A 23,126-nucleotide genomic window follows, 5' to 3' on the forward strand; every position below is an offset into this window, starting at 1 on the left:
GCGAACCGATCTTGTCGGCGCGCGACCCCGGTGGCCTTACTTGTACTCTTCGAGGCTGGAAGCCGCCTTCTTCAAGGCGTCGGCCGGCTCGGCCTTGCCGGTCACAACCGACTGGACCATCTCGATGATGACATTCTGGAAGCCCTTGTAGTCGGTAAAGAGCGGCTCGGGACCACCGTAGGTGATGCCATCGATGAACGGCTTCCAGTAGGGATCCTTCTTGACGAATTCATCGACCATCGGCGACGGACGAAGCGGCGTCAGGCCGGCGCCCCCCTGAAGCTCGTATTCGCCCTGCGGGCCCGGCGAGGTGATGAACTTGGCAAATTCGATCGCCTTCTCCTCGACGCCCGAACYCTTGAAGATCGCGAGGCTGTCGGTGATGAGCAGTGTGCCCTCGCCCTTGGCTTCGGGACCGAGCGGCAGCGGTGCCACACCCCAGTTGACCTTGGTTTCCTTCAGGCGCGTCGCCGCACCCGAGCCCGCCTGGATCATGCCGACCTTGCCGTCGAGGAAGATGGCGCGGATTTCGTTCTGTTCGTAGGCGGTGGCGCCTTCGACCGAGAAAGGCGTGATGTCCTTGTAAGCCTGCAGCGCAGCAAGCACCTGCGGGCTGTCGATGACGATCTTGTCGCCGTCGATGACCTTACCGTTGTTGGTGTACACCCAGTGCATGAACTGGTGCATGGTGTTGTCGAAGGTCTTCGCCGGCAGGCCGTAACCGGCAATGCCGGTCTTTTCCTTGATCGTCTTGGCGAATTCGATTTCCTCAGCCCAGGTTTTCGGCGGCTTTTCCGGATCGAGACCGGCCTGCTTGAACAGGTCCTTGTTCCAATAGAGCGCCTTGGTCGAGAACGCGATCGGAACGCCCCACTGGTTGTCGTCGAAGGTCACGGTATCGACGATGTTGGGATAGTACGTCTTCTTTTCCTCGTCCGTCATCGGTACAGGAACGATGAGATCGTTCTGGGCGAATTCCTTCAGCGTGCGCGAGCCGACATAGGCCATGGCGACCGGCGTGCCGGCAGCAGCAAGGGTCGTTGCCTTGTCCTGGCACTGGGCCCAGCCGACGACTTCCGGCGTTACCTTCCAGCCCGGGTTCTTCTCTTCCCACTGCTTGATGTATTTCTGGTGGACCGCATCCATGGTGTCGCCGCAGTAGATCCAGCTGATCTCCTGGTCGGCCGCCTTGGCGGTCACGGCGCCGAGCGCGGTCGAGCCGAGCAGGGCAAGGGCGAGCACCCCCGTCTTGAATTGAATAGACACGTTTTTATGCTCCCGTTCTCTGGTGGTTGACTTAAGTCTTATTGTTTCACCGCGCCCGCGGTCAGCCCGCTGACGAGATAGCGTTGCAAGAGGAAGATCACGACCACGGCCGGCGCGATGCCGACGAAGCTTGCCGCCATCAGTTCGTTCCAGACCACCTCCTGGCGTCCGAAATAGGCAAACAGCCCGACGGGAAGCGGCATGTATTCGCTCTTGGAATTGAAGGTCAGCGCGTAGATGAACTGCTGGGCATAGGCGCCGATGAAGGTGGTGATGGCCACCACGGTAATGCCAGGCATGGCGATCGGCAGGATCACCCGGCGCAATGTATAGAAGTGGCTGGCGCCGTCGACGAAAGCGGCCTCGTCCAGTTCGCGCGGGATGCGCATCATGTAGGTGCGCAAGAGCCAGATCGCAGACGGGATCAGGAAGGCGACGCCCGGCACGATCATGGCGAGATAGGTGTTGAGCACGCCGAAGGTGCGCATCAGCCGGAAGAGCGGGATCAGCAGTACGGCGCCCGAAAACATGTTGACCGCAAGGAATGCGCCCAGGAGCACACCGGCGCCACGGAAGTTGAAGCGGGCAAAGGCGTAGGCCGCAGGAATGACGAGCACCAGCACGATGGCCGTGACGATGGTGGAGATGAAGAAGGAATTGAAGATGTAGCGGGCAAAGCCCGGCACGCTCTCCCACATCGTAAAGTAGGCGGCAAACGAGCCGTTTTCCGGCCAGAAGCGATAAGGTGACGAGAACAGCAGCCCGAGCGGCTTCAGCGACACCAGGAAGCCCTCGACGAAGGGCGCCAGGATGAAGCACAGGAAGACGAATATACCGGCATAGATGCCGACAAGCTCGTACCAGCGGTAACGGTTGATCAGGGCAGGCTGGCTCATTTCTGTTCCCCCTGAGAAAGACGGCTGGTGACCCGGAAATAGGCAAAGCAGAAGATCGACAGGAAGATGCAGATCAGCACGGCGCGCGCTGCCCCTTCGCCATATTTCTTCGACCCGATCGCGGTGCGATAGGTGTCGATGATCATCGTGGTGGTCTCACCGTTGGGACCGCCCTGGGTGAGGATCCAGATGATGTCGAATGAGTTGAAGGTCGCGATCAGCGACAGCATCGACATGGTGATCAGCGACGGCACGAGCAGCGGCAGCGTGATGCGGCGGAACCGATAGAAACGCCCGGCCCCATCGGTCCAGGCCGCCTCATAGAGATCCTGCGGGATCGCCTGCATGGCCGCCAGCATATAGAGCGTCACCAGCGGCACACCAATCCACACGTCCGTGACGATCGTCGCCCAGAACGCGGTTTCGCCCCGCGCCAGGAAAGCGATCGGTCCATTGCTGAGGCCGAGGTTCTGCAGCACGCCCGAGATCATGCCGAACTGGCCGTTGTACATCCAGCCCCACATGAAGATGCCGATTGCCATCGGCACGATCCATGGCGGCATGGTGAGGAGACGGAAGAGCGCCCGGCCCGGTACGGCCGCATTCAGCATCGTTGCGCCGAAGACGCCGATGATCATCTTGATCGAGACCGAGAAGAAGGTCCAGATGAAGGTCCGGAAGATGACTTCCGCGAAGGTCTCGTTGAAGATCTTGTTGTAGTTGGTCCAGCCGACCCAGTTGGTCGTCTTCTTCAGCGACGCATCCGTAAACGACAGGATGAAGGTGTCGACCAGCGGATAGGCGACGATCACCGTGACGTAAAGGACAGCAGGAAGAAGCAGGATCCAGGCGAAGATGACCGTGCTGCGTTGAACACTCATCCCGCGCCTCCCTTACGCTGCGCGGGAATGCAGGGCTTCGTCGAAACGGTCCCAGATGGGCCGCAGATCTATCACGCTCTTCTTGCGCCGCGCCTCGTCCATCGAAAGGGCAAGGATGCCCGCTTCAAGCGCATCCAGCGTCGAGACCGGCAGCGGCCGGCCGTCACGGACGTGGCCGATGATGTCGGTCGCCATCTGCTCGTCGGCGCCGTAGTGCTGCGACAGTTCCGTAGCGGCGTACTTGTTCTCGATGACCTTCTTGCCGGTCAGCATCTCGTGCACGTCGAAATAGCCGCGGATGAAGTCGCCCTCGGCCATGCCACGCGATCCCATGATACAGAAGCGGCGGAACTGGTCCGGCACGTTGAGATTGGTGTGGAAGTTCATCCCGACGCCGTTGGCATATTCGACGATCGCCACTTGGTAGTCGATGATGTCGCCGTCACTGTCGAAGACCTTGTCCGAGCCCATCCAGCCGCTCGGCTTGCGGTGGAAGAGTTCCAGGTCGTTGATGCCTTCGCGGGCCGGGTCGTTGGCAGGGATGAAGCTCTTGCGGCCGCCGAAGCTTGCCACCCTCTCCGGGCGGGCGCCAACGACGCCGTTATAGAGATCGAGGTCGTGGCAGCATTTTTCCAGCATGAAGCTGCCGGAATAGCGCTCATAACGGCGCCAATCGCGCATGAAGAAGGCGCCATGATAGGGTTCGATGTGCTCGGAAGCCTCGATCGAGACTACCTGCCCAAGCTTGCCTTCGGCAAGCGCCGCACGCAGGTCGCGATACATCGGCGCATAGCGCAGCACGAGGCCGACCATCAGACGCTCATGACCGAACTTCGCCATCAGCGCCGCAAGCTCCAGGCTCTCCTGCACCGTCGTCACGATCGGCTTTTCGCTGAAAACCTTGAGACCAGCCTCAAGACCGATACGAATATGGTCGAGATGCATGTGGTTCGGCGAGCCTATCATCAGGAGATCGAGCTTCTCGTTGGCGATCAGCTCTTCGGGGGTCGCATATGCCTTGCCAGGCGAGATGCCCTTTTCGGTGAGCGTGGGCAGACCAGCCGGGTTCGGATCGACGTAGCCGGCGATCTCGAAGCTCTCGTCCATGGCCTTGAAGACATAGCCGAGATAACCCAAACGGAATCCGAGTCCGATGATACCGACTTTCATGCTCGTCCTGTTCCCCTGCCTTTTGGCGTAATTTATTTTCGCAGACTGGGACAGTTTTTTCAGGGCGTCAACCCAAATCCGCATATTTTGTAAAATTGTGAAATTCATTTTCATGCTGAAGGCACGTGCCGAGAAAGCAGGCATTTCACGGACAACCAAAGAGAGTGAGTGAACCGCAACTCTACGGCAGGCAGAAAGCGGTCCAGACCACTGCACGTTGCGTGGCCTTCATGCATGCTTCGATTTTGGTTGAGACGACCGTCGCGCGACCTTGGCGACGGATCAATCAGCGCCTTTAGCGGCCCATTCGAGCGGCGAGTTTTCTTTCAGCCGCCTGCAATCCGTCGTGCAGCAGCACGGCAAGTGTCGCAACGATCAGGCCGCCCTGGACGACGAAGGAAAGGTTGTTCGATTGCAGGCCGGCGATAATGACCTCGCCAAGCGTTTTCGCCGCGACCGTCGATCCGATCGTCGCGGTTGCCAGGCTGATGACCACCGAAAGCCGGATACCGGCGAGGATCACCGGCATCGCCAGCGGCAACTCCACCTTCAGGAGGCGTTGGCCACTTGTCATGCCGGCGCCGCGCGCCGCCTCCATGACGGAGGGTGGCAATGTCGTCAGCCCCGTCAGCGCATTCTCGAAGATCGGCAGCAGGCCATAGAGAAAAAGCGCGATCAGCGTCGGCTTCTCGCCAAAGCCGAAAATGGGAACGGCAAGTGCCAACACGGCGACCGGCGGAAAGGTCTGGCCGATATTCACCAGGCTGCGCGACAGCGGCAGAAATTCGGCCCCGGATTCGCGCGTCACCAATATTGCCAGGGCGAGAGCAACCAGTGCAGCAGCGGCCACCGCAACGGCGACGGTGCGCAGGTGCAACAGGGTCAGCTGCAACAGGCTGCCTTGATTGTAGATCACAGGTGCATTTTCCTGAACCAGCGGCCGCAGCAGTGGCTCGAACCATTGCGGCTGCAGCAGGAAGGCGATCAGAACCAGAAATACCGCGAGGCGAAGAAGGCTGGAGAATTTCGGCATCAGGCTGGCCCGGCCGCGCGTTTCGCCAGCCCCACGAGGCTAACCTTGCCGATGAGTGCACCGTCCGGACCGGCAACGGGCAGCGCGCTCCGGCCGGACCAGAGGAGTTCGGCCAGCGCCTCCCTCTGGCTGAGCGTGCTCGAAATCGCGGCCCCCTCCGCTGCCCCCGGCTCGACAGCGCTTGAGACCGGCTCGATCGCAAGCAGGCGATAGGGCCGCTCGCCGAGCCCGATCAGGCTTTCGACGAAGGGGGTCGCAGGTTTCAGCAGCATTTCGGCGGGCGTCGCATATTGCACCACCTTGCCCTTGTCCATGACGGCAATGCGGTCCGCGAGCTGGAAAGCCTCTTCCATGTCATGGGTCACGAGAATGATCGTCGTCTCGAAATGCTTCTGGATCGCGAGCAGATCGTCCTGGGCTTTGGCGCGAATGATCGGATCGAGCGCGCCGAAGGGCTCGTCCATCAGCAAGACCTTCGGCTCGGCCGCGAGTGCCCGGGCGACGCCGACGCGCTGCTGCTGACCGCCGGAAAGCTCGTGCGGAAAGCGTGGACCAAAGGCGGCCGGATCGAGCTGGAACAACTTCAGAAGCTCATCCACCTTGGCATCGATGCGCGCACGCTCCCAGCCGAGCAGCGTCGGAACCGTGGCAATGTTCTGGGCGACGGTTCGGTGCGGGAACAGGCCATGGCCCTGGATGGCATAGCCGATCCGCCGGCGAAGCTCGTAGCCCGGTAGCGACCGGTTATCCTCGCCGTCGAGACGGATCGTACCCGATGTCGGTTCCACCAACCGGTTGACCATGCGCAGCAGCGTCGTCTTGCCGGAACCGGAGGTGCCGACGATGACGGTGACCGTGCGCGGCGCGATCGTCAGGCTGACGTCGTCGACGACAGCCGTATCGCCATAGCGCTTGGTGATGTTCTCGATCTCGATCATGCGGCTTCTGCCTGTCTGTTGTTGGGTGTGGCCATCTCGATCATCGCGTCGAGCACGATCGCCGCGGCAAATGCCAGCACAACGGTCGGTACAGCGCCAAGCAGAACGAGATCCATCGCGGTCTGTCCGACGCCCTGGAAGACGAAGACGCCGAAGCCGCCGCCGCCGATCAGCGCCGCAATCGTCGCCAGGCCGATATTCTGCACGAGCACGATGCGGATACCCGTGAGGATCACCGGAAAGGCCAGCGGAAACTCGACGCCGACCAGCCGCTGCCAATCGGTCATACCGATGCCGCGGGCAGCGTCATTCGCGTCCCGCGGAACACCGGCCAGCCCGACGACGGTGTTGGCAACCACCGGCAGGAGCGAATAGAGGAACAGCGCGACAAAGGCCGGCGCAACGCCGATGCCGCGAATGCCGATCGTGGCTGCGCCGGGCACATTGGCGGCAATCCAGCCAAGCGGCGCAATGAGGATGCCGAACAGTGCGATCGACGGGATCGTCTGGATCGCGTTCAGGACACCCAACAAACCATCACGCAGCCGCGTGACGCGATGGCAGAGGATACCGAGCGGAATGCCGACGATGGTTGCGGCCACGAGCGAGCCAAGCGCCAAGGTCACGTGCTTGCGCGCTTCCGCCCAGAACGTGTCCACCCGGCTCGAATATTCCTTCAGGATGGAAAGGCCGTCCCAGCTGCCGGAGAGCAACAGGATGCCGACAAAAGCGAGCACGGCGACGAGCACAACGACGCGCACGAACGGCGCCGGGCGCAATCGCGTCAGCGCATCGGCGGCAAGGAGCCCGAAGGCGAAGAGCATGACCCAGAAGCCGGAGGCCGGAGAAACCCGAGCGTAGGTGTTGGCTTCGGGCGTCAGGTGGCTGGCAGCGACACCGATGCCGAGCGCCAGCACCGCAAGCGCCACGAAAGCCGCGACCAGGCGCAGGAGCACCGGCGAGCGCACGGCTGCCAAGACGGCGCCTGCAAGGATGACCAGCAGGACCGCCACGCCCCACGGCTGTGGCAGGGACTCTATGATCGTCTTTGCCTCGCCGGCGACGATGCGATTGGCGCGAAACGTTGCAAAAGGCGCGATGAAGGCACCGCCAAACACCAAAACCGCGATGATCGCTCCGAGCTTGTCAAAGCGGAGTTGCATCAAATCACATTCCCTCCCCGCCTGTGCCGGCGCGACTTCGGCACCTGCAGGCATGCCCCGGGACGCCGGCCATCGGACCAGCGTCCCGGTAACCGGTCAACTTATTTCAGGAAGCCGTTCTTCTTCAGGAAGTCTTCGGCAACCGCCTTGGCCGGTTCGCCGCCGACCTGGACGCGACCGTTCAGGTCCTGGAGCGTCACGAGATCGAGCTTCTCGAACACCGGTTTCAGCAGTTCCTCGATCTTAGGATTTTCCTTGAGCACGGCCTCGCGGATGATCGGGGCCGGCTGGTAGACAGGCTGTACGGCCTTGTCATCTTCCAGCACGACAAGACCCGAAGGCGCGATGCCGCCGTCCGTGCCATAGACCATGGCCGCATTCGCGCCGTTCGTCTGGTTGGCCGCCGCAGCGATTGTCGCCGCAGTGTCACCACCGGAGAGCGTGATCAGCTGTTCCTGCTTCAAGGTGAAGCCGTAGGTGGTCTGAAACGCCGGCAATGCCGCGGCCGAGTTCACGAATTCGGACGAGGCGGCCAGCACGACCTTGCCGCCACCGGCGACATATTTGCCGAAGTCGCTGAGCGTCTTCAGCTTGTTTTCGTCCGCCACTTCCTTGCGCAGCCCGATCGCCCAGGTGTTGTTGGCCGGCGACGGCGTCAGCCAGACGATCTTGTTGGCGTCGTAGTCGAGCTTCTTGGCGGTCTCGTAACCCTTGGCGGCGTCCTTCCAGACCGGATCGTCGGCCTTCTCGAAGAAGAACGCGGCGTTGCCGGTGTACTCCGGATAGATATCAATTTCGCCGGCGGTGATCGCCTTGCGCACGACCGGCGTCGCACCGAGCTGGACGCGATCTACCGTCTTGATGTTGTTGGCATTGAGCACGGCCAGAATGATGTTGCCGAGCACGCCGCCTTCGGTATCGATCTTCGAGGAGACGACCACATCGGCACTGGCCGTGGCAGCGGTCAACGTGAAAGCGATGGCAGTTCCGATAAGCAGTCTGGTCAGGCGCATGGGTTTCTCCCTCGAATTTCGATCCGCAAGTTTGATCACGGAATGTCCGCCGCGTCGGGGCAAGCCATTCCATATATGTCAGCCCCCGGCAAAAAATAGGGTTGCACGCAGAGACTGTGGCGGGCGAAAAATTTCATCGGCCACTAACGCCATCGAAAACATAGACTATCGTATTCGGCGACGAGCGATTGAGCGTTGCAATCGGTCGCGTTGTCGGCCACCTTGAATAAGGCCCGCCAGAACATCTACGTTCATTCTTGGTTGCGATGCCGCTCGACCCGACCGCTTGGGGGCTGGTGGCGGGTTCGCCCGGCGAACGTTCGGGGAATTCATGTCGATCTATCTTCTCGCGCTGCTTATCGGCGTGGTCGCCGGCCTGCGAACCATGACTGCACCTGCCGATGTCAGCATTGGCGCTGCGGCCGGCTGGTTACCGCTCAGCGGTACCTGGGCCGCCTTCATGGGCTTCCGGTTCACGCCCTACATTTTCGGCCTTTTGGCGCTCGTAGAGTTCGTCGGCGACCAGTTGCCGAGCACGCCGAGCCGCAAGGTTCCGCAGCAGTTCGGCGCCCGTGTCGTCAGCGGCGGTTTCTGCGGAGCCGTGCTTGGCACCGCCGGAGGTGCTATGCTCGGCGGACTGGTTGCGGGCGTCATCGGTGCAGTCATCGGAACGCTCGGCGGCTATGAAGCTCGCAAGCGCCTCGTTGGAGCCATCGGCGGCAGGGATCTGCCGATCGCCCTTCTCGAGGATGCTGTCGCCATTCTCCTCGCACTCTGGGTGGTGTCCTCGGTGTCATGAAGAAACATTTCGACGCAATCATCATCGGGGCCGGCCAGGCAGGACCTTCGCTGGCCGGCAGGCTGACATCGGCGGGAAAGTCCGTCGCCATCGTCGAGCGAAAGCTGTTCGGCGGTACCTGCGTCAACACCGGCTGCATGCCCACCAAGGCGATGGTTGCAAGTGCCTATGCCGCGCACCTGGCGCGGCGCGGCGCGGACTACGGTGTCACGACCGGGCCGGTTACCATCGATTTCGCGCGCGTCATGGCGCGCAAGGACACGGTGCGGTTCACATCGCGCAAGAACGTCGAAAGCTGGCTGAAGGGCATGAAGGACTGCACGGTCTTTGAGGGCCACGCCCGGTTCGAAAGCTCGCATGAAATCCGCATCGGCGAAGACCTGCTGTCGGCCGATCAGATCTTCCTCAATGTCGGTGGGCGTGCCGCGACGCCGGATTTCCCGGGCGTCGAGGACGTGCCTCATCTGACCAATGTCTCGATCATGGATCTCGACACCCTGCCCCGCCACCTGATCGTGGTCGGCGGCAGCTATATCGGGCTCGAATTCGCGCAGATGTTCCGCCGCTTCGGCTCTGAGGTGACCGTCATCGAAAAGGGGCCGCGGCTGATCGGCCGCGAGGATGCGGACGTTTCGGACGCCATTTTGGCCATCCTCGAAAAGGAAGGCATCCAGTTTCGCCTCAATGCCGAATGCATCCGCTTTGCCAGCCGCGGAGATGAGGTCGTCGCTGGCGTCGATTGCACCGCCGGCGCGCCCGAAATTTCAGGCTCCCATCTGCTGCTCGCCACCAGCCGCCGGCCGAACACGGACGATCTCGGCCTGGATCGCGCCGGCGTGAAGACCGACGCCCGTGGCTATGTCGAGGTCGACGAGACGCTCAGGACCAACGTGCCTCACATTTTCGCCATGGGAGATTGCAACGGCCGCGGCGCCTTCACCCACACGGCCTATAACGACTTCGAGATCGTCGCGGCAAACCTGCTCGATGGCGAGGCTCGGAAAGTCAGCGACCGCATCTCGACCTATGCACTCTTCGTCGATCCGCCGCTCGGCCGCGCCGGCATGACGGAAACCGAAGCGCGCAAGTCCGGCCGCAAGCTGCTCGTCGGCACGCGACCGATGACCCGTGTCGGCCGTGCGGTCGAAAAGGGAGAGACCGAGGGGTTCATGAAGGTGATCGTCGACGCTGAGACCAAGCAGATCCTTGGCGCTTCTATCCTCGGCACCGGCGGCGACGAGGCGGTGCAGAGCATCCTCGACGTCATGTATGCCGGCAAGCCCTACACGACGATCACGCACGCGGTGCACATCCACCCGACCGTGTCGGAACTGATCCCCACGGTCTTCGGCGATCTGCACCCGGTCGCCTGAGCGGCCAGGCATGAGAAGCCTCGTGCTTAGACGAGCGCGGCGCGTGCGAGGTGGTAGAAATACATCGCACCGCGCTCAAGGATTTCATCGTTGAAATCGTAGCGGGTGGTGTGCAGGCCGCTGCTGTCGCCGTTGCCGACCAGCACATAAGCGCCCGGCACCTTTTCGAGCAGGAACGAGAAGTCCTCGCTGCCCATCAGCGGCTCGGGCAATTCGACATAAGCGTCGGCGCCGAAAGTCTCCGCGATCACCGCCCGAGCGTCTTCGACCGCCTCGGCATCGTTGATCGTCGCGGGATAGCCGACCTGCCAGTCGAAGGTGGCCTCTGCATTGTAGCTTTCCGCCTGCAGGCGGGCGATCTGCTCGACGCGCTCCTGAAGCTGCTTGCGGACGACAGGATCCATGGCGCGCATGCTGATTTCCAGCACCGCCGTATCGGGAATGATGTTGGAGGCGGAACCCGCCTGGAACGACCCGACGGTCAGAACAGACGGTTGGTGTGGCGAGATGTTGCGCGACACCAGCGTCTGCAGCGCCATCACCACGCTGGAACCGACGACAACCGGATCGACCGTCAGCTCCGGCTGGGCGCCGTGGCCGCCCTTGCCCCGGATGGTCAACGTCAGCACATCGATCGATGCGGCCATCGCACCGGCGCGGCTGGAGAACTGACCGACCGGAAGGCCCGGCCAGTTGTGGAGCGCATAGACCCGCTCGCAGGGGAAGCGCTCGAAAAGACCGTCCTCGATCATCAGCTTGCCGCCGCCAAAGTTTTCCTCGGCCGGCTGGAAGATCAGGTGAACCGTGCCGTTGAAGCTCTCGTCCTTTGACAGTGCCCAGGCGGCGCCGAGCAGCATGCTGGTGTGACCGTCATGGCCGCAGGCATGCATCGCGCCCGAGTGCTTGCTCTGGTAGCCAAGACCGGTTTCCTCTTGCATCGGCAGCGCGTCCATGTCGGCGCGAAAGCCGATGGCGCGGTTGCTGTTGCCGCGCTTCAGTGTCGCGACGATGCCGGTTGTCGCGAGACCACGGGTAACCTCGAAGCCCCAGGATTGCAGCAGGCCCGCAACGAACTCCGAAGTCTTCACCTCGGAAAGGCCGATCTCCGGCATCTCGTGCAGCTTGTGGCGGATATCGACGAGTTCAGGCAGGAACTCGGAAAATTTGGCGTCGCGCATCGGGGCCTCCTCAAGCCATCTGCAGGAACTGGCGCAGACGCGCCGATTGCGGGTCGCGCATCACCTGCGCTGGCGCGCCGCGCTCTTCGACCAGCCCCTTGTGCAGGAAGATCACTTCGCTGGAGATATCACGGGCGAGTGACATTTCATGGGTGACCATCACCATCGTGCGGCCCTCTTCGGCCAGCTTCTTGATGACGAGCAGCACCTCGTTGACGAGCTCCGGATCGAGTGCCGAGGTCGGCTCGTCGAAGAGCATCACCTCGGGCTTCATCGCCAGCGCCCGGGCGATTGCCGCGCGCTGCTGCTGGCCTCCGGAGAGCTGGTTCGGATAGTGATCGCGCTTCGGGGTGATGCCGACCTTTTCCATCAGCAGTTCGGCCTCACCGATCGCATCCTTCTTCGCCATGCCGAGCACATGCATCGGCCCCTCGATGATGTTTTCGAGGATGGTCTTGTGCGACCAGAGATTGAAGCTCTGGAACACCATGCCGAGCCGAGTGCGGATGTGCTCGAGCTGCCGCTTGTCGGCGGCATGAAATTTGCCGTCCTTGCCCTTGACGGTGCGGATCACCTCTCCCGAAACGGAGATTTGGCCCTCGTCCGGCGTCTCAAGATAGTTGATGCAGCGAAGCAACGTGCTCTTGCCCGAACCGCTGCTGCCGATCAGCGAGATGACATCGCCGGACTTTGCCTCGAAGGAGACGCCCTTGAGCACCTCGACCGACCCGAAGCTCTTGTGAATGTTGTTCACCGAAAGCGCTGTTGCGACCATGTTCGTTCCTCTCGCGCGCCGTGGCGCGCCTCCTCTTTAGGCCTTCGCCGTGCGGTAGCGGGTGAGCCGCTTCTCGACGACACCCATGATGCGCGTCAGGATGAAGACGACAGTGAAATAGATGATGCCGGCGGCGATCAACGGTTCAAAGATCAAAAGCGACTGGCGTTGCAGCATGCGGGCCGTGCCCATGACCTCAAGGATCGTGATCGTCGAGGCCAGAGACGTCGTCTTCAACAGGATGATCAGATCGCCCGTCAGCACCGGCAGGCAGGAGCGGAACGCCTGCGGCAGGGTGATGCGGCGGAGAATCATCAACGAGCGCATGCCGATCGATTTCGCCGCTTCGATCTGGCCGCGCGGGACCGCCTTGATCGCGCCACGGATGACCTCGGCATTATAGGATGCCTGGTTGAGGCTGAGCGCGAAAATTGCATACCACAGGCCGTCACGCAGATACGGCCAGAGGAAGCTGTGTCGCACCCAGGTGCCGGGCAGGATTTGTCCGAGACCGTAATAGATCAGGTAGATCTGCACGAGCAGCGGCGTGCCACGGAAGGCGAAGGTGAAGACATAGGCCGGAACCGAGAGCACACGGCGACCGGAAAGCCGGGCAAGCGCCACGAGCGTGCCGATGACGAGGCCGAAGACGCCGGCGACAGCTGTCAAAAGCAGCGTCAGCGGGGTCGCCTTGATCAGCGCCGGCAGAAAGCCGATGACGTTGAAGAACGTATCCATCAGTGGTGCCCCCGGTTGAGGCGGCGTTCGATCTGGGCGATCACCAGCACGGAGACGAGCGTGATCGCCAGGAACAGGATGGCCGTCAGCCCGTAGAAGAAGATGTACTGCTTGGTGCCGGCAGCGGCCCTGTAGCCGGTGTAGAGCAGCTCGCTGAAGGAGCCGAGCACGCTGATGATGGCGCTTTCCTTGGTGATCGACAGCCAGAGATTGCCCATGCCCGGTACGGCATGACGCATCATCTGCGGGAAGATGATGCGGATGAAGACCTTGCGACGGGGCATGCCGATCGAAACCGCCGCCTCGATCTGGCCGGGAGGCACGGAAAGGAAGGCAGAGCGCAGCACTTCGGTCATGAAGGCGCCGGAGACGAAGGCAAGCGCGATGATTGCTGCCCAGAAAGAGCTGAACTGGAAGGTTTCAGCCACCAGGCCGAAGTGTTTCAAGAGCCGTTCGGCGCCGCTGGCGACCGAGAAATAGAGAAGCAGAATGACCAGCAGCTCGGGAAGGGAGCGGACGACGGTCGTGTAGATTTCGGCAAGGAACCGCGGGAAGCGGTGCTTCGACAGCTTGCCGGCAGCGCCCAAGAAGCCGAAGAGAACCGCGACCGCATAGGCGACCACGGACACCTGCAAGGTCATCACCAGGCCCCAGGCGAAATCGTCGCCCCAGCCCTCGCCGCCCCAGGCAAGCAATTGCCAGTAATAGTCCATCCGTCGTTACCTGTTCCCGATTTTTTGCCAGCCCGGAGCGCCGCCCGTCCTGTCATGGCGGGCAAGGGCGTCGTCGCAATGGCTGCAAGAATGCCCCGGCGCTACGGCCCGGTTGGCGATCGAGGGCGGCGGCAAAGCAACAAGCCGGCCGCCGCCCTTCAAGTGCAGATTACTTCTTGCCGAAGATCCACTTGTCGACAAGCGACTTAGTCGTGCCGTCCTTTTCCAGGGCGGCAAGACCGGCGTTGACCTTCTCGAGGGTCGCCGCATCGCCCTTGCGCACGGCATAGGCGACACCTTCACCGAGCGTGACGTTCTTCKGAACTTCGACCTTGACCTCGTAGTCGGCACCTTCAGGCGTCTTCAGAAACGTCTGGATGTAGAGGTCGGGGATCAGCACGTAGTCGACGCGGCCGGCGATGAGGTCGRCAACCGAGTTGTCGGCGGTGTCGTAGCTCTTGGCTTCGGCGCCCGTCAGGTACTTGGCGACGTAGGCAGACTGTACGCTCGAAGTCTGGACGCCGATGATCTTGCCCTCGACGCTTGCAGGGTCAATGATCTTGCCGGAGCCGTCGGCAGCATCGGTCGTCTTGATCTCGCTCGTATCACCCTTGGAGCCGACGAAAGACGTGCCTTCGGTGTAATAGGGCGTCGAGAAGTCGACGACCTGACGGCGCTCGTCGGTGATCGAGAAGGCGCCGATGATGAAGTCGACCTTCTTCTCCTTCAGCGACGGGATCAGGCCGTCCCAGGCCATCTGGCTGATCTCGCACTTCACGGCCATCTTCTCGCAGAGCGCGCGAGAAAGGTCGGCTTCGAGGCCCTCCCATTCGCCGCCGGCATTGACCTGAGTGAACGGCATGTAGGGCTCCGGCGTCATGCCGAGCCGCAGCGTGTCCTCGGCCAGCGCGCTGCCAGCAGCCATGGAGAGGGCGATCCCTGCGAACAGGGCGGTCTTCAACGTCTTCATAAATGTTCCTCCTCGGGGATTGCGTCGGATCAGAGCGTGTTGCTGAACCAGCGCAGCGACATGCAGGAAAGACCCGCGTCGATCTTGCCGATCTCCGTCGTCTTCATCGGCACGACCTTGTAACCGAGCTTGTCGAGCATCTCGATCGTGCGCGGGAAGTCGGAACCGACCATGACGACGTCGTTGACGCGCAGCGCATTGGCCGCCGGCTCTTCGCCTTCAGGAATGATCACCTGCTTGAAGCGTTCGAAGGCACCCGACTTGGCGAGGCGCGCAGTCGAAAGCACGGTCTCGTCGTCGAGCAGCGAGCAGTCGGTCTTGAAGTGCAGCACGCCTTCCGGCGTCGCGACGATCTCGCTCTTGCGGCCAAGCTTCGTCAGGCAAGCCTGGAGGGCTTCGGCGCCAACCTTGTTGGTGCGGGCCGAGAGGCCGATCATCACGCTTTCGCGTGTGGTCAGCACGTCGCCGCCATCGGCGAAGCCTTCGCCCGGCAGGTCGAGCACGGTCTCGAACATGGCGCGCAGCGTCGGTTCGATCTCCGGAGTTTCCTTGACGCGCGTCTCGGCACCCGGGCGCAGCAGGATCGCGCCTTCGGTGAAGACCAGCGCCGGATCTTCGACGAAGATCGAGTCCGGGAAGGCTTCGAGCGCTGGCAAGACCGTCACCTTCACGCCCGCGTCCTTCATCGCCGCGATATAGGCATCGTGTTCGGCCTTCACACCTTCGAAGGTGGGGTTGCCGCGGTCATCGGCGCGAAGGCCGTTGACGACCGACTTCGACGGGGTGCGGACGATGATGTTGTTGAACTGATAGACGGGGCGTGACTGCGACATTTGTAGTACCTTTGGCTTGGATGAGGTGCTTCTATCGATCGGACATGGCGGCGTAAAGCGGTTGCTTGTTCACGTTTTCCCGACGTGACAAGTGAACCCCGGCCAGCATGCAACGCACGGAACCGCCGGCGAGCTCGATGGTCGGAACGTCGAAGGCGAGAACACGGGCAGAGGCTTCGAGCGCCTTGACCTGATCCGCGCGGAGCGAGGCGAGTGCACGGGCGGATATGACGACGACGCGGCCGTCGGCACCATCGAGTTCGATGGCATTGCCGGCGAAGTTCTCGATCTGGTCGAGCGTGAGATCGATGACCTGGCGCCCGGTTTCCTCGAGACGCGCGCAGATTTCCTGGCGGCGCGCCGCATCCGGGATCATGCTTGTACCGATCAGCGCAAACTCCGTGCCGATGCACATCAGCACGTTGGTGTGGTAGATCGAATTGCCCTGGCGATCGACCGCACCGAAGATCATCGGTTCGAAGTTGAAGTGGGTGCAGAAGCGTTCCAGCGCCACTTCGTTGGTGCGGTTGGAGCGGGCGGCATAGGCGACACGACCGATATGGTCGAGCACCATGGCGCCGGTGCCTTCCAGATAAACGCCGTCCTTTTCGAGACCGGAATAGTCGATCACGTCTTGAACACGATACTCGTTCTTCAGCATCTCGATGATGTCGAAGCGGCGCTCGCTCTGGCGGCTTTCCGAGTACATCGGATAGATCGCGACGTGGCCGCCCGAATGGGTCGAGAACCAGTTGTTCGGGAAGACAGAGTCGGGACGGGTCGTCGTTTCGTCTTCGAAGAGGTGAACGGCAACGCCGGCGCCCGCGAGCCCGTCAGCCATGCGGCTGACTTCGTCAAAGGCGGCCTTGGCGATTGCCGACGGCTGCCGTGCGGCATCGGTTGCCTGGAAGGCGTTGTCCTTGGCCGTCATCGGGTTCGGGCCGAAATGGTGCGGGCGGATCATCACGACGCCCTTCGGCGCCTGTACGGACAGTCTCTTCATGTTACGCAGCGCTCCGCTCGACAGGGGGTGCCGGCTGTTGCCGGAACAGACCATAGAGATCGCGCGGGTGCTCCGGCTGCGTCGTCAGGTCGAGTTCCGTGTAGAACGCCGTGCCCTGGATCTTGTCGCGCAGGAAGCGTAGCGCGGAGAAGTCTTCCGTCGCGAAACCGACGGAATCGAAGATGGTGATCTGTCCGTTGCTGCGACGGCCTTCGGCCTCGCCGGTGATAACCTGCCAGAGTTCGGTGACCGGGAAGTCCGGCGCCATCTGCTGGATCTCGCCTTCGATACGGGTCTGTTCCGGGTATTCGACGAAAACGTCGGCGCGGCGCAGGATATCGCCTTGGAGTTCCGTCTTCCCGGGGCAGTCGCCACCGACGGCATTGATGTGCACGCCGGCGCCGACCATGTTGTCGGAGAGGATCGTGGCGTTGCGCTTGTCGGCCGTGACGGTCGTGATGATGTCGGCGCCTGATACGGCTTCCTCGGCGGTCGCGGCGACGACAATGTCGAAGTCCATATCGGCGAGGTTGTTGCAGAACTTGTCAGCGGCTTCTGAATCGATGTCGAAGACCTGCAGGCGCTTGACGCCGAGCAGAGCGCGGAAGGCGAGCGCCTGGAACTCCGACTGGGCACCGAGACCGATGATCGCCATCGAGCGGGCGTCGGGACGAGCGAGGTACTTTGCCGCGAGCGCCGACGTGGCCGCCGTGCGAAGACCTGTCATGATCGTCATCTCGGAAACGAGACAGGGATAGCCCGTGCTGACATCGGAGAGAACGCCGAAGGCGGTCACGGTCTGCAGGCCCACATTCGGGTTCTTCGGGTGGCCGTTGACGTATTTGAAGCCGTAGTGCTCGCCGTCCGAGGTCGGCATCAGTTCGATGACGCCGGTCTTCGAGTGGCTGGCGAGCCGCGGGGTTTTCTCGAATGCGTTCCACCGACGGAAATCATCCTCGATATATTCCGCAAGACCTACAAGAAACGTCTCAATGCCGATCGATTTGACCAGCTCGATTACGTTGCCGACACCGACATACTGAACCACGTTAAAAACTCCATCGGAGAAATTCGATGGAGTCAGCCTAGGCAAGCAAGAAGTGAGTTGAAATTTTAAACCTGCCTAATCTGCAACAGCTTATTGAGCAATTTGCGCAGTCGTACTATACAATATTCATGCATATCTTCGACGAACTCGATCACCAGCTCATCTCGCTCCTGCGAGAAGACGGCCGCGCGCCCTACTCCAAGATCGCCACCGTGCTCGGTATCTCCCGCGCCACCGTGCAGACGCGCATCGACCGGCTGCTCGAAAGCGGCGCGGTCCTGGGCTTCACGCTGCGCGTGCGGCAGGATTATGACGATCGCGCCATCCGTGCGATCATGATGATCGAAGTCAGCGGCCGCAACACCACCAAGGTCATCAAATACCTGCGCGGCCTACCGGAACTTTACGCGCTTCATACGACCAACGGCGGCTGGGATCTGGTCGCTGAAATCCGCGCCAACAGCCTCAGCGATTTCGACCGCATCCTGCGCGAAGTGCGCGACGTCGAAGGCGTCTCGAACAGCGAAACGAGCATCCTGCTCAGCACCGTCTAACGCTTCCACCACTTTTCGCGCACCTTGCGCGTGACCAAGACAGGCATGACCATGAGCCATATCCCGCAGATCGACTACGACACCGCTTCCGACGATATCCGCGCCGCCCATGACGAGGAGGTACGCGTGCGTGGCCGCATGACCAACATGAAGCGCACGCTGCTGCATTCGCCGGTTGCACACCGCATCTACGCCGAATGGTTCACGCTGCGCGAGGAATTGCGCCCAGCGCTCGACGATCGGGAGATCTGGTTCCTCTCCCATTCCATTTCCGAGGCCATGAAGTCCCCTATTGCCATGGGCTTCTTCCGCCGTGCCTTCGCCAATGCCGGCATCGATTTTCACAGCGTCGTACCGAGCGAGAACGAACAGCGGCTGATCGATTTCGGTCGCGCCATCGTCGCCGACAGCAATGCCGTCCCGGAGGAAATCTGGACCGAGCTGAAGGCGCGTTACGACGCCAAGGCGCTGGTCGATCTCGTCGCCTTCTCCGGCATCATGGTCGCGACCGCCCTCTTCAACAATGTCGTCGAGGTCGAGTTCGACAAGGAACTCGAGCCGTTCGTCGACTGACGCTCGGCAAGTTCGACAAGCCTGTCATTAGGGCGGCGCGCAGGCGCGTTTCTGCCGTCTCCTCACGAGAATCAAGTTTTCGCAGGCGTCCGTGAAGGCGCTCGTCTGCGGCTCCGGTCACCTCGAATACTTGACGTCATCGATTTGCGTGCATATACACGCTTCATGTCTCGTTGCTATTGCATTCTCCTGCGCAAGGCCTCCCGCAAGCTTTCGTCACTCTACGACGACGCTCTGGAACCGATTGGCATCAATGTCGCCCAGTTCAGCCTGCTCCGGCACATTGAACGCGGCCAGCCGATCTCGATCACCGAACTCGGCCGCCAGACCGAACTAGAGCGTTCAACGGTCAGCCGCAACATCAAGGTGCTGGAAGGCATGGATCTCGTCGCAACCGGCGCCGGCGCTGACCAGAGGGAGGCTGTCGTCGAGCTGACCGAAAATGGTCGAAACATCCTGCAGGACGGGGCGCCGCTCTGGCAGGGCGCCCAGGACAAGATCGAGGCGAAGCTCGGGGTGGAAGACACCGCAAAGCTGAAGGAATTGCTGCAGGCACTTTAGACGAGGCGGTCGGCTGATAGCCCACCACAGAAAGAAAGAAGTCCCGAGGCGCGGAAGGCGATGTGCATTGCGCCCGGACCTGCTCCCCAAACAATACGGGCGAAAGGAAGTCCACGATGTTCGGTCCAGCGCTTGCGCGTTATCTTGCCAGACGCAATATCCATTACGGCTGGGCGGTGGCCGCCGTCACCTTCCTGGTCATGCTGTCGACCGCCGGCGCCATGGGCTCGGCCGGCGTGCTGATCAAACCGCTTGAGACCGAATTCGGCTGGTCCAATGCCCAAATCTCGCTGGCGCTCGCGATCCGTCTTTGCCTCTTCGGCCTGCTCGGTCCCTTTGCGGCATCGTTCATGAACCACTTCGGCGTGCGCCCGGTCGTTTCCACCGCGCTGATCCTGATCATATCCGGCATCGCCGCCTCATTCTACATGGCGGAGCTCTGGCATCTGGTCGCGATCTGGGGCGTGGTGCTCGGTGTCGGCACCGGCATGACTGCGCTCGTCCTCGGTGCGACGGTGGCAACCCGTTGGTTCGATAAGCGACGGGGCCTCGTCGTCGGACTGATGACCGCCAGCAATGCCACCGGTCAGCTGGTGTTCCTGCCGCTGCTCGCCTCCCTTACCGAAACGATCGGGTGGCGCTCGGCCCTGACGCTGATCATCGTCATACTGCTGGTGGCTTTCACGCTGGTTCTGTTGCTGATGCAGGATCGCCCCGGTAACCTCGGCCTCGCCCCCTTTGGTTCCAAGCAGATGGTACCGGCACCACCGAAGGCAAAGAGCTTCGGTGCCCTGCTGATGGCGCCGATCAGGGCACTCGCCGACGCTGCGAAGACCAACACCTTCTGGGTGCTCTTTGCCACATTCTTCGTCTGCGGCTTCAGCACCAACGGGCTGATCCAGACCCATTGGGTTTCGATCTGCGGTGACGTGGGTATTGCCGCCGTCGCCGCAGCCAGTCTTCTGGCGTTGATCGGCGTGTTCGATCTCATCGGCACCATCGGCTCCGGCTGGCTCTCCGATCGCTACGACAATCGCTGGCTGCTCTTCTGGTTCTATGGCCTGCGCGGCCTGTCGCTGATGTTCCTGCCGTTCAGCGGCTTCAACATCTACACGCTGTCGATCTTCGCGGTTTTCTACGGCCTGGACTGGGTCGCAACGGTACCGCCGACGGTAAAGCTCTCGGCCGAACGCTTCGGTCCCGAACGGGCAGGCCTCGTCTTCGGTTGGGTTTTTACCGGTCATCAGCTCGGCGCTGCCAGCGCGACCTTCCTCGCAGGCGCAAGCCGGACGTCGCTCGAAACCTATACCCCGGCGTTGCTTGCCGCCGGAATGCTCTGCATCGTGGCGGCCCTGCTGGTCTTGACCATCGGTCGGCGCCAACCGGAGGCGCTAGCGCCGCAGCCGGCCTGAGCTCATCACCGCTGCTGCTTAAAAAAGGGGGCGGGCTGCCCATCGCAGCCCGCCCCCTTTCTGTTGGACATTGGGACCGGCGAACGTCAGTGATTGACCTCGGTCACGAATTCCGGATTGCCCCGGATCGTGTTGCTGACGGTGCAGATCTCGTTTTCGGCGGCTTCCGCGATCGCATGACGGACCGCGTCGTCGAAATCACCCTTGATGTCGAAGACGATGATGAACTTAGCAACCCGGGAGGGTTCGTCATGGGCCTTCTCGCCGGTCACCTTGGCGCTCACTTCCGTCAGCCGGTCGAGTACGCCGTAGCGGCTGGCGGCGATCCGGGCGCTGAGCACCAGGCAGCTCGCGAGCGATGCGTAGAGCAGATCGAGTGGGCCGTAGCCGGGCTGCGACGGGCCGGTGACGATATCGAGCTCACCGCCGGTCACCGATGTCACATGCGGAAAACCTGTCTTGCCGACGACGGCCGTCGCACCGGTTTCCCGCGTTCTCACCTTCACATCCGCCATTTCGCATACCTTCCCAGAACTTATCAAAGCGATCAGTAGAAACACGTCGCCCCGGGCCGGAAGGCCCAGGGCGTTTGATATGTGCGCCTTTTTCTGATCGGCGCAAGGGTGATCACCAGACGATCAGTTCTTCTTCACCAGGCGGTAGAAGACGTAGTCCGAGATGGCGCCGTTGACGTAGCCTTCGACCTTGTCCTTCATCGCGACCTGGGTCGCTGCCTGGAACATGATGACGATCGGCGACTTTTCCTGCACCTTGCGCTGCAGGTCGACGTAAAGCGCGTCGCGCTTGGCCGGATCGGCTTCCTTCAGGGCTGCCTTGGTCGCTTCATTCAGTTCGGCCGGGACGGCCCAGCCGTTGCGCCAGGTGGTCGTCGACTGATACTTGTCGTCAGCGTTGTCTTCGTTGTAGGCGAAGGCCTTGGCGTTCGAATGCGGGTCCATGAAGTCCGGGCCCCAATAGAGCAGCATCGCTTCGTGGGTGCGCGCACGGTATTTGGTGATGACCTGGCTGCCCGTGCCCGGGATGATCTCGAAGTTGATGCCGGCTTCTGCGAAGGATGCCTGCAGCGACTGCGCCATATCGGTGAACGGCGTAGAGTTGATGACGTCGAGGGTTACCTTGATCGGCGTCTTGATGCCGGCATCGGCCAGGATCTTCTTGGCCTTTTCGACATCGTAGCTGTAGGGGGTCTCGTCGAGCGAACCCGGGAAGCCCTTCGGCCAGAATGCCTGGTGTACTTCCATCTGCCCCTTGAGGAAGCTGTCGGTCATGCCCTTGTAATCGACGAGGTAGCGGGCGGCTTCCCAGACGGCTTCCGGCTGAAGTGCTGCATCCTTCTGGTTGAAGGAGAGGAAGTGCACGGCGGCCTGCGGGTAGGATTCGACCTTCATGCCGTCCTTGCCCTGAAGGCCCGACACCTGGTCCGGCGTCAGGTTCTTGGCCATGTCGACGTCGCCGGTCTGGAGCAGCAGCTGCTGGGTGGCGGCTTCAGCTACGTGACGGATGATGACGCCCTTGATCGCCGGAGCGCCACCGAAGTAGTTGGGGTTGCTCTGGAGGTTCAGGAGTTCGCCGGCGCGGAACGCCTTCAGCACGAACGGACCGGTACCGGCCGAGTTCGCCTTGAGCCAGGCATTACCGAAGTCGCCGTCGGCTTCGTTGGCCTTGACGGTCTCCGCATCGATGACCGAGGCCGGGCGGGCGGCGAGAACGTTCAGAACGAAGGCCGACGAGAAGTCGCCTTCATACTTGATCGTGACCTTGTTGCCTTCGGCGGTCACCATCTTGTCGATGTTCTCCGGCGTCCAACCGAGCTGCGTCAGGATGAAGGCCGGGGCCTTGTTGAGAACGACGACGCGCTTGAAGGAATAGACGACGTCTTCGCCGCGCAGCGGATTGCCGGAGGAGAAGGTGACGCCATCGCGCAGCGTGAAAGTGATCGTCTTGGCGGCATCGTCAGCCGTCCATTCGGAGGCGAGGCCCGGCGCCAGCTTCTTCACGTCGGGCGCATCGTACTGCACCAGGCGGTCGTAGGTCTGGGTGACGTATTCGCCGGAGGAAAACTCATAGGCTTCGGCCGGGTCGATGCTGACGATGTCATCGATGTTCTGTGCAACGACCAGCACTTCCGCCGGCGTTTCGGCGAGCGCCGCCGGCGCTACGCTCATCATCAGGGACGCCGCGAAGACCGCGGCCTTGAACATTCTCATCATCATTC

24 protein-coding genes are annotated in these 23,126 nt (G+C 61.9%); 6 read left to right on the forward strand and 18 right to left on the reverse strand.

Going from position 1 to position 23,126, the window contains the following annotated elements:
* Positions 1 to 36 precede the first annotated feature (36 nt).
* From AB4Z53_RS10145 to osmF, 8 genes are all read right to left on the reverse strand, one after another.
* A complete protein-coding gene (locus AB4Z53_RS10145; RefSeq protein WP_441595719.1) occupies positions 37 to 1,266 on the reverse strand; it encodes an ABC transporter substrate-binding protein in 1,230 nt (409 codons plus the stop codon).
* 38 nt (positions 1,267 to 1,304) lie between these two features.
* Complete coding sequence (locus AB4Z53_RS10150; protein WP_034799530.1) at positions 1,305 to 2,162, reverse strand: carbohydrate ABC transporter permease; 858 nt, start codon at positions 2,160 to 2,162, stop codon at positions 1,305 to 1,307.
* Positions 2,159 to 3,043 carry a carbohydrate ABC transporter permease gene (locus AB4Z53_RS10155; RefSeq protein WP_113535181.1) on the reverse strand — a complete coding sequence of 295 codons (885 nt, stop codon included), beginning with the start codon at positions 3,041 to 3,043 and terminating at the stop codon, positions 2,159 to 2,161. The genes AB4Z53_RS10150 and AB4Z53_RS10155 overlap by 4 nt, the downstream gene beginning before the upstream one ends.
* Positions 3,044 to 3,055: 12 nt before the next feature.
* Complete coding sequence (locus tag AB4Z53_RS10160) at positions 3,056 to 4,213, reverse strand: Gfo/Idh/MocA family protein (protein ID WP_113535182.1); 1,158 nt, start codon at positions 4,211 to 4,213, stop codon at positions 3,056 to 3,058.
* Between the two features lie 295 nt (positions 4,214 to 4,508).
* Positions 4,509 to 5,246: an ABC transporter permease gene (locus AB4Z53_RS10165; RefSeq protein WP_113535183.1), complete on the reverse strand. Its 738-nt coding sequence runs from the start codon at positions 5,244 to 5,246 to the stop codon at positions 4,509 to 4,511.
* Positions 5,246 to 6,184 carry an ABC transporter ATP-binding protein gene (locus tag AB4Z53_RS10170; RefSeq protein WP_441595720.1) on the reverse strand — a complete coding sequence of 313 codons (939 nt, stop codon included), beginning with the start codon at positions 6,182 to 6,184 and terminating at the stop codon, positions 5,246 to 5,248. The genes AB4Z53_RS10165 and AB4Z53_RS10170 overlap by 1 nt, the downstream gene beginning before the upstream one ends.
* Complete coding sequence (locus AB4Z53_RS10175) at positions 6,181 to 7,347, reverse strand: ABC transporter permease (RefSeq protein WP_441595721.1); 1,167 nt, start codon at positions 7,345 to 7,347, stop codon at positions 6,181 to 6,183. Before AB4Z53_RS10175 ends, AB4Z53_RS10170 begins: the two co-directional genes overlap by 4 nt.
* A 101-nt stretch (positions 7,348 to 7,448) precedes the next feature.
* Positions 7,449 to 8,360 (reverse strand): glycine betaine ABC transporter substrate-binding protein OsmF, encoded by a 912-nt coding sequence (gene osmF, locus AB4Z53_RS10180; protein ID WP_113535186.1) that lies wholly within the window; start codon positions 8,358 to 8,360, stop codon positions 7,449 to 7,451.
* A gap of 331 nt (positions 8,361 to 8,691) precedes the next feature.
* On the opposite strand from osmF, the gene AB4Z53_RS10185 reads away from it, so the two are divergent.
* Both AB4Z53_RS10185 and AB4Z53_RS10190 read left to right on the forward strand, forming a co-directional pair.
* Positions 8,692 to 9,159, forward strand: a complete 468-nt coding sequence (locus tag AB4Z53_RS10185) for a DUF4126 domain-containing protein (RefSeq protein ID WP_441595722.1) — start codon at positions 8,692 to 8,694, stop codon at positions 9,157 to 9,159.
* A complete protein-coding gene (locus tag AB4Z53_RS10190; RefSeq protein ID WP_441595723.1) occupies positions 9,156 to 10,532 on the forward strand; it encodes an FAD-containing oxidoreductase in 1,377 nt (458 codons plus the stop codon). The genes AB4Z53_RS10185 and AB4Z53_RS10190 overlap by 4 nt, the downstream gene beginning before the upstream one ends.
* Before the next feature lie 26 nt (positions 10,533 to 10,558).
* On the opposite strand, the gene AB4Z53_RS10195 is transcribed toward AB4Z53_RS10190, so the two are convergent.
* The 8 genes from AB4Z53_RS10195 to AB4Z53_RS10230 all read right to left on the reverse strand — a co-directional run bounded on the left by AB4Z53_RS10195 (position 10,559) and on the right by AB4Z53_RS10230 (position 17,826).
* The gene (locus AB4Z53_RS10195) at positions 10,559 to 11,710 is read right to left on the reverse strand and encodes a M20 aminoacylase family protein (protein ID WP_441595724.1); all 1,152 of its coding nucleotides are present in this window, start codon (positions 11,708 to 11,710) and stop codon (positions 10,559 to 10,561) included.
* A 10-nt stretch (positions 11,711 to 11,720) separates the two neighbouring features.
* Complete coding sequence (locus AB4Z53_RS10200; RefSeq protein WP_113535190.1) at positions 11,721 to 12,485, reverse strand: ABC transporter ATP-binding protein; 765 nt, start codon at positions 12,483 to 12,485, stop codon at positions 11,721 to 11,723.
* A gap of 36 nt (positions 12,486 to 12,521) precedes the next feature.
* Positions 12,522 to 13,223, reverse strand: a complete 702-nt coding sequence (locus AB4Z53_RS10205) for an ABC transporter permease (RefSeq protein WP_441595725.1) — start codon at positions 13,221 to 13,223, stop codon at positions 12,522 to 12,524.
* On the reverse strand, positions 13,223 to 13,936 hold the full coding sequence (locus AB4Z53_RS10210) for an ABC transporter permease (protein ID WP_113535192.1): 714 nt from the start codon (positions 13,934 to 13,936) through the stop codon (positions 13,223 to 13,225). The genes AB4Z53_RS10205 and AB4Z53_RS10210 overlap by 1 nt, the downstream gene beginning before the upstream one ends.
* A gap of 169 nt (positions 13,937 to 14,105) precedes the next feature.
* Entirely contained in the window at positions 14,106 to 14,906 is an 801-nt protein-coding gene (locus AB4Z53_RS10215; RefSeq protein WP_441595726.1) for a transporter substrate-binding domain-containing protein, read from the reverse strand.
* Positions 14,907 to 14,935: 29 nt separating this feature from the next.
* A complete protein-coding gene (locus AB4Z53_RS10220; protein ID WP_043613513.1) occupies positions 14,936 to 15,739 on the reverse strand; it encodes a dimethylarginine dimethylaminohydrolase family protein in 804 nt (267 codons plus the stop codon).
* Positions 15,740 to 15,770: 31 nt separating this feature from the next.
* A complete protein-coding gene (gene ctlX, locus AB4Z53_RS10225; RefSeq protein WP_441595727.1) occupies positions 15,771 to 16,742 on the reverse strand; it encodes a citrulline utilization hydrolase CtlX in 972 nt (323 codons plus the stop codon).
* Position 16,743: 1 nt separating this feature from the next.
* Positions 16,744 to 17,826, reverse strand: a complete 1,083-nt coding sequence (locus tag AB4Z53_RS10230) for an ornithine cyclodeaminase (RefSeq protein ID WP_441595826.1) — start codon at positions 17,824 to 17,826, stop codon at positions 16,744 to 16,746.
* A gap of 92 nt (positions 17,827 to 17,918) precedes the next feature.
* Between AB4Z53_RS10230 and AB4Z53_RS10235 the strand changes: the two genes are divergently transcribed.
* The 4 genes from AB4Z53_RS10235 (at position 17,919) to AB4Z53_RS10250 (ending at position 20,890) form a co-directional block, all read left to right on the forward strand.
* Positions 17,919 to 18,344: an Lrp/AsnC family transcriptional regulator gene (locus AB4Z53_RS10235; RefSeq protein WP_113535197.1), complete on the forward strand. Its 426-nt coding sequence runs from the start codon at positions 17,919 to 17,921 to the stop codon at positions 18,342 to 18,344.
* A gap of 51 nt (positions 18,345 to 18,395) precedes the next feature.
* Positions 18,396 to 18,917 carry a hypothetical protein gene (locus AB4Z53_RS10240; RefSeq protein WP_441595827.1) on the forward strand — a complete coding sequence of 174 codons (522 nt, stop codon included), beginning with the start codon at positions 18,396 to 18,398 and terminating at the stop codon, positions 18,915 to 18,917.
* A gap of 165 nt (positions 18,918 to 19,082) precedes the next feature.
* On the forward strand, positions 19,083 to 19,478 hold the full coding sequence (locus AB4Z53_RS10245) for a MarR family winged helix-turn-helix transcriptional regulator (RefSeq protein ID WP_441595728.1): 396 nt from the start codon (positions 19,083 to 19,085) through the stop codon (positions 19,476 to 19,478).
* A gap of 116 nt (positions 19,479 to 19,594) precedes the next feature.
* Positions 19,595 to 20,890, forward strand: coding sequence for an MFS transporter (locus tag AB4Z53_RS10250; RefSeq protein WP_441595729.1), 1,296 nt, complete (start codon positions 19,595 to 19,597; stop codon positions 20,888 to 20,890).
* Between the two features lie 86 nt (positions 20,891 to 20,976).
* Here AB4Z53_RS10250 and AB4Z53_RS10255 read toward each other — a convergent pair whose 3' ends face one another.
* Positions 20,977 to 21,405: an OsmC family protein gene (locus AB4Z53_RS10255; RefSeq protein ID WP_113535200.1), complete on the reverse strand. Its 429-nt coding sequence runs from the start codon at positions 21,403 to 21,405 to the stop codon at positions 20,977 to 20,979.
* A gap of 123 nt (positions 21,406 to 21,528) precedes the next feature.
* Positions 21,529 to 23,118, reverse strand: coding sequence for an ABC transporter substrate-binding protein (locus AB4Z53_RS10260; protein ID WP_441595730.1), 1,590 nt, complete (start codon positions 23,116 to 23,118; stop codon positions 21,529 to 21,531).
* Positions 23,119 to 23,126: the final 8 nt, after the last annotated feature.

The sequence above is a fragment of the Ensifer sp. 2TAB8 genome (assembly GCF_052115125.1).
GTDB lineage: Bacteria > Pseudomonadota > Alphaproteobacteria > Rhizobiales > Rhizobiaceae > Ensifer.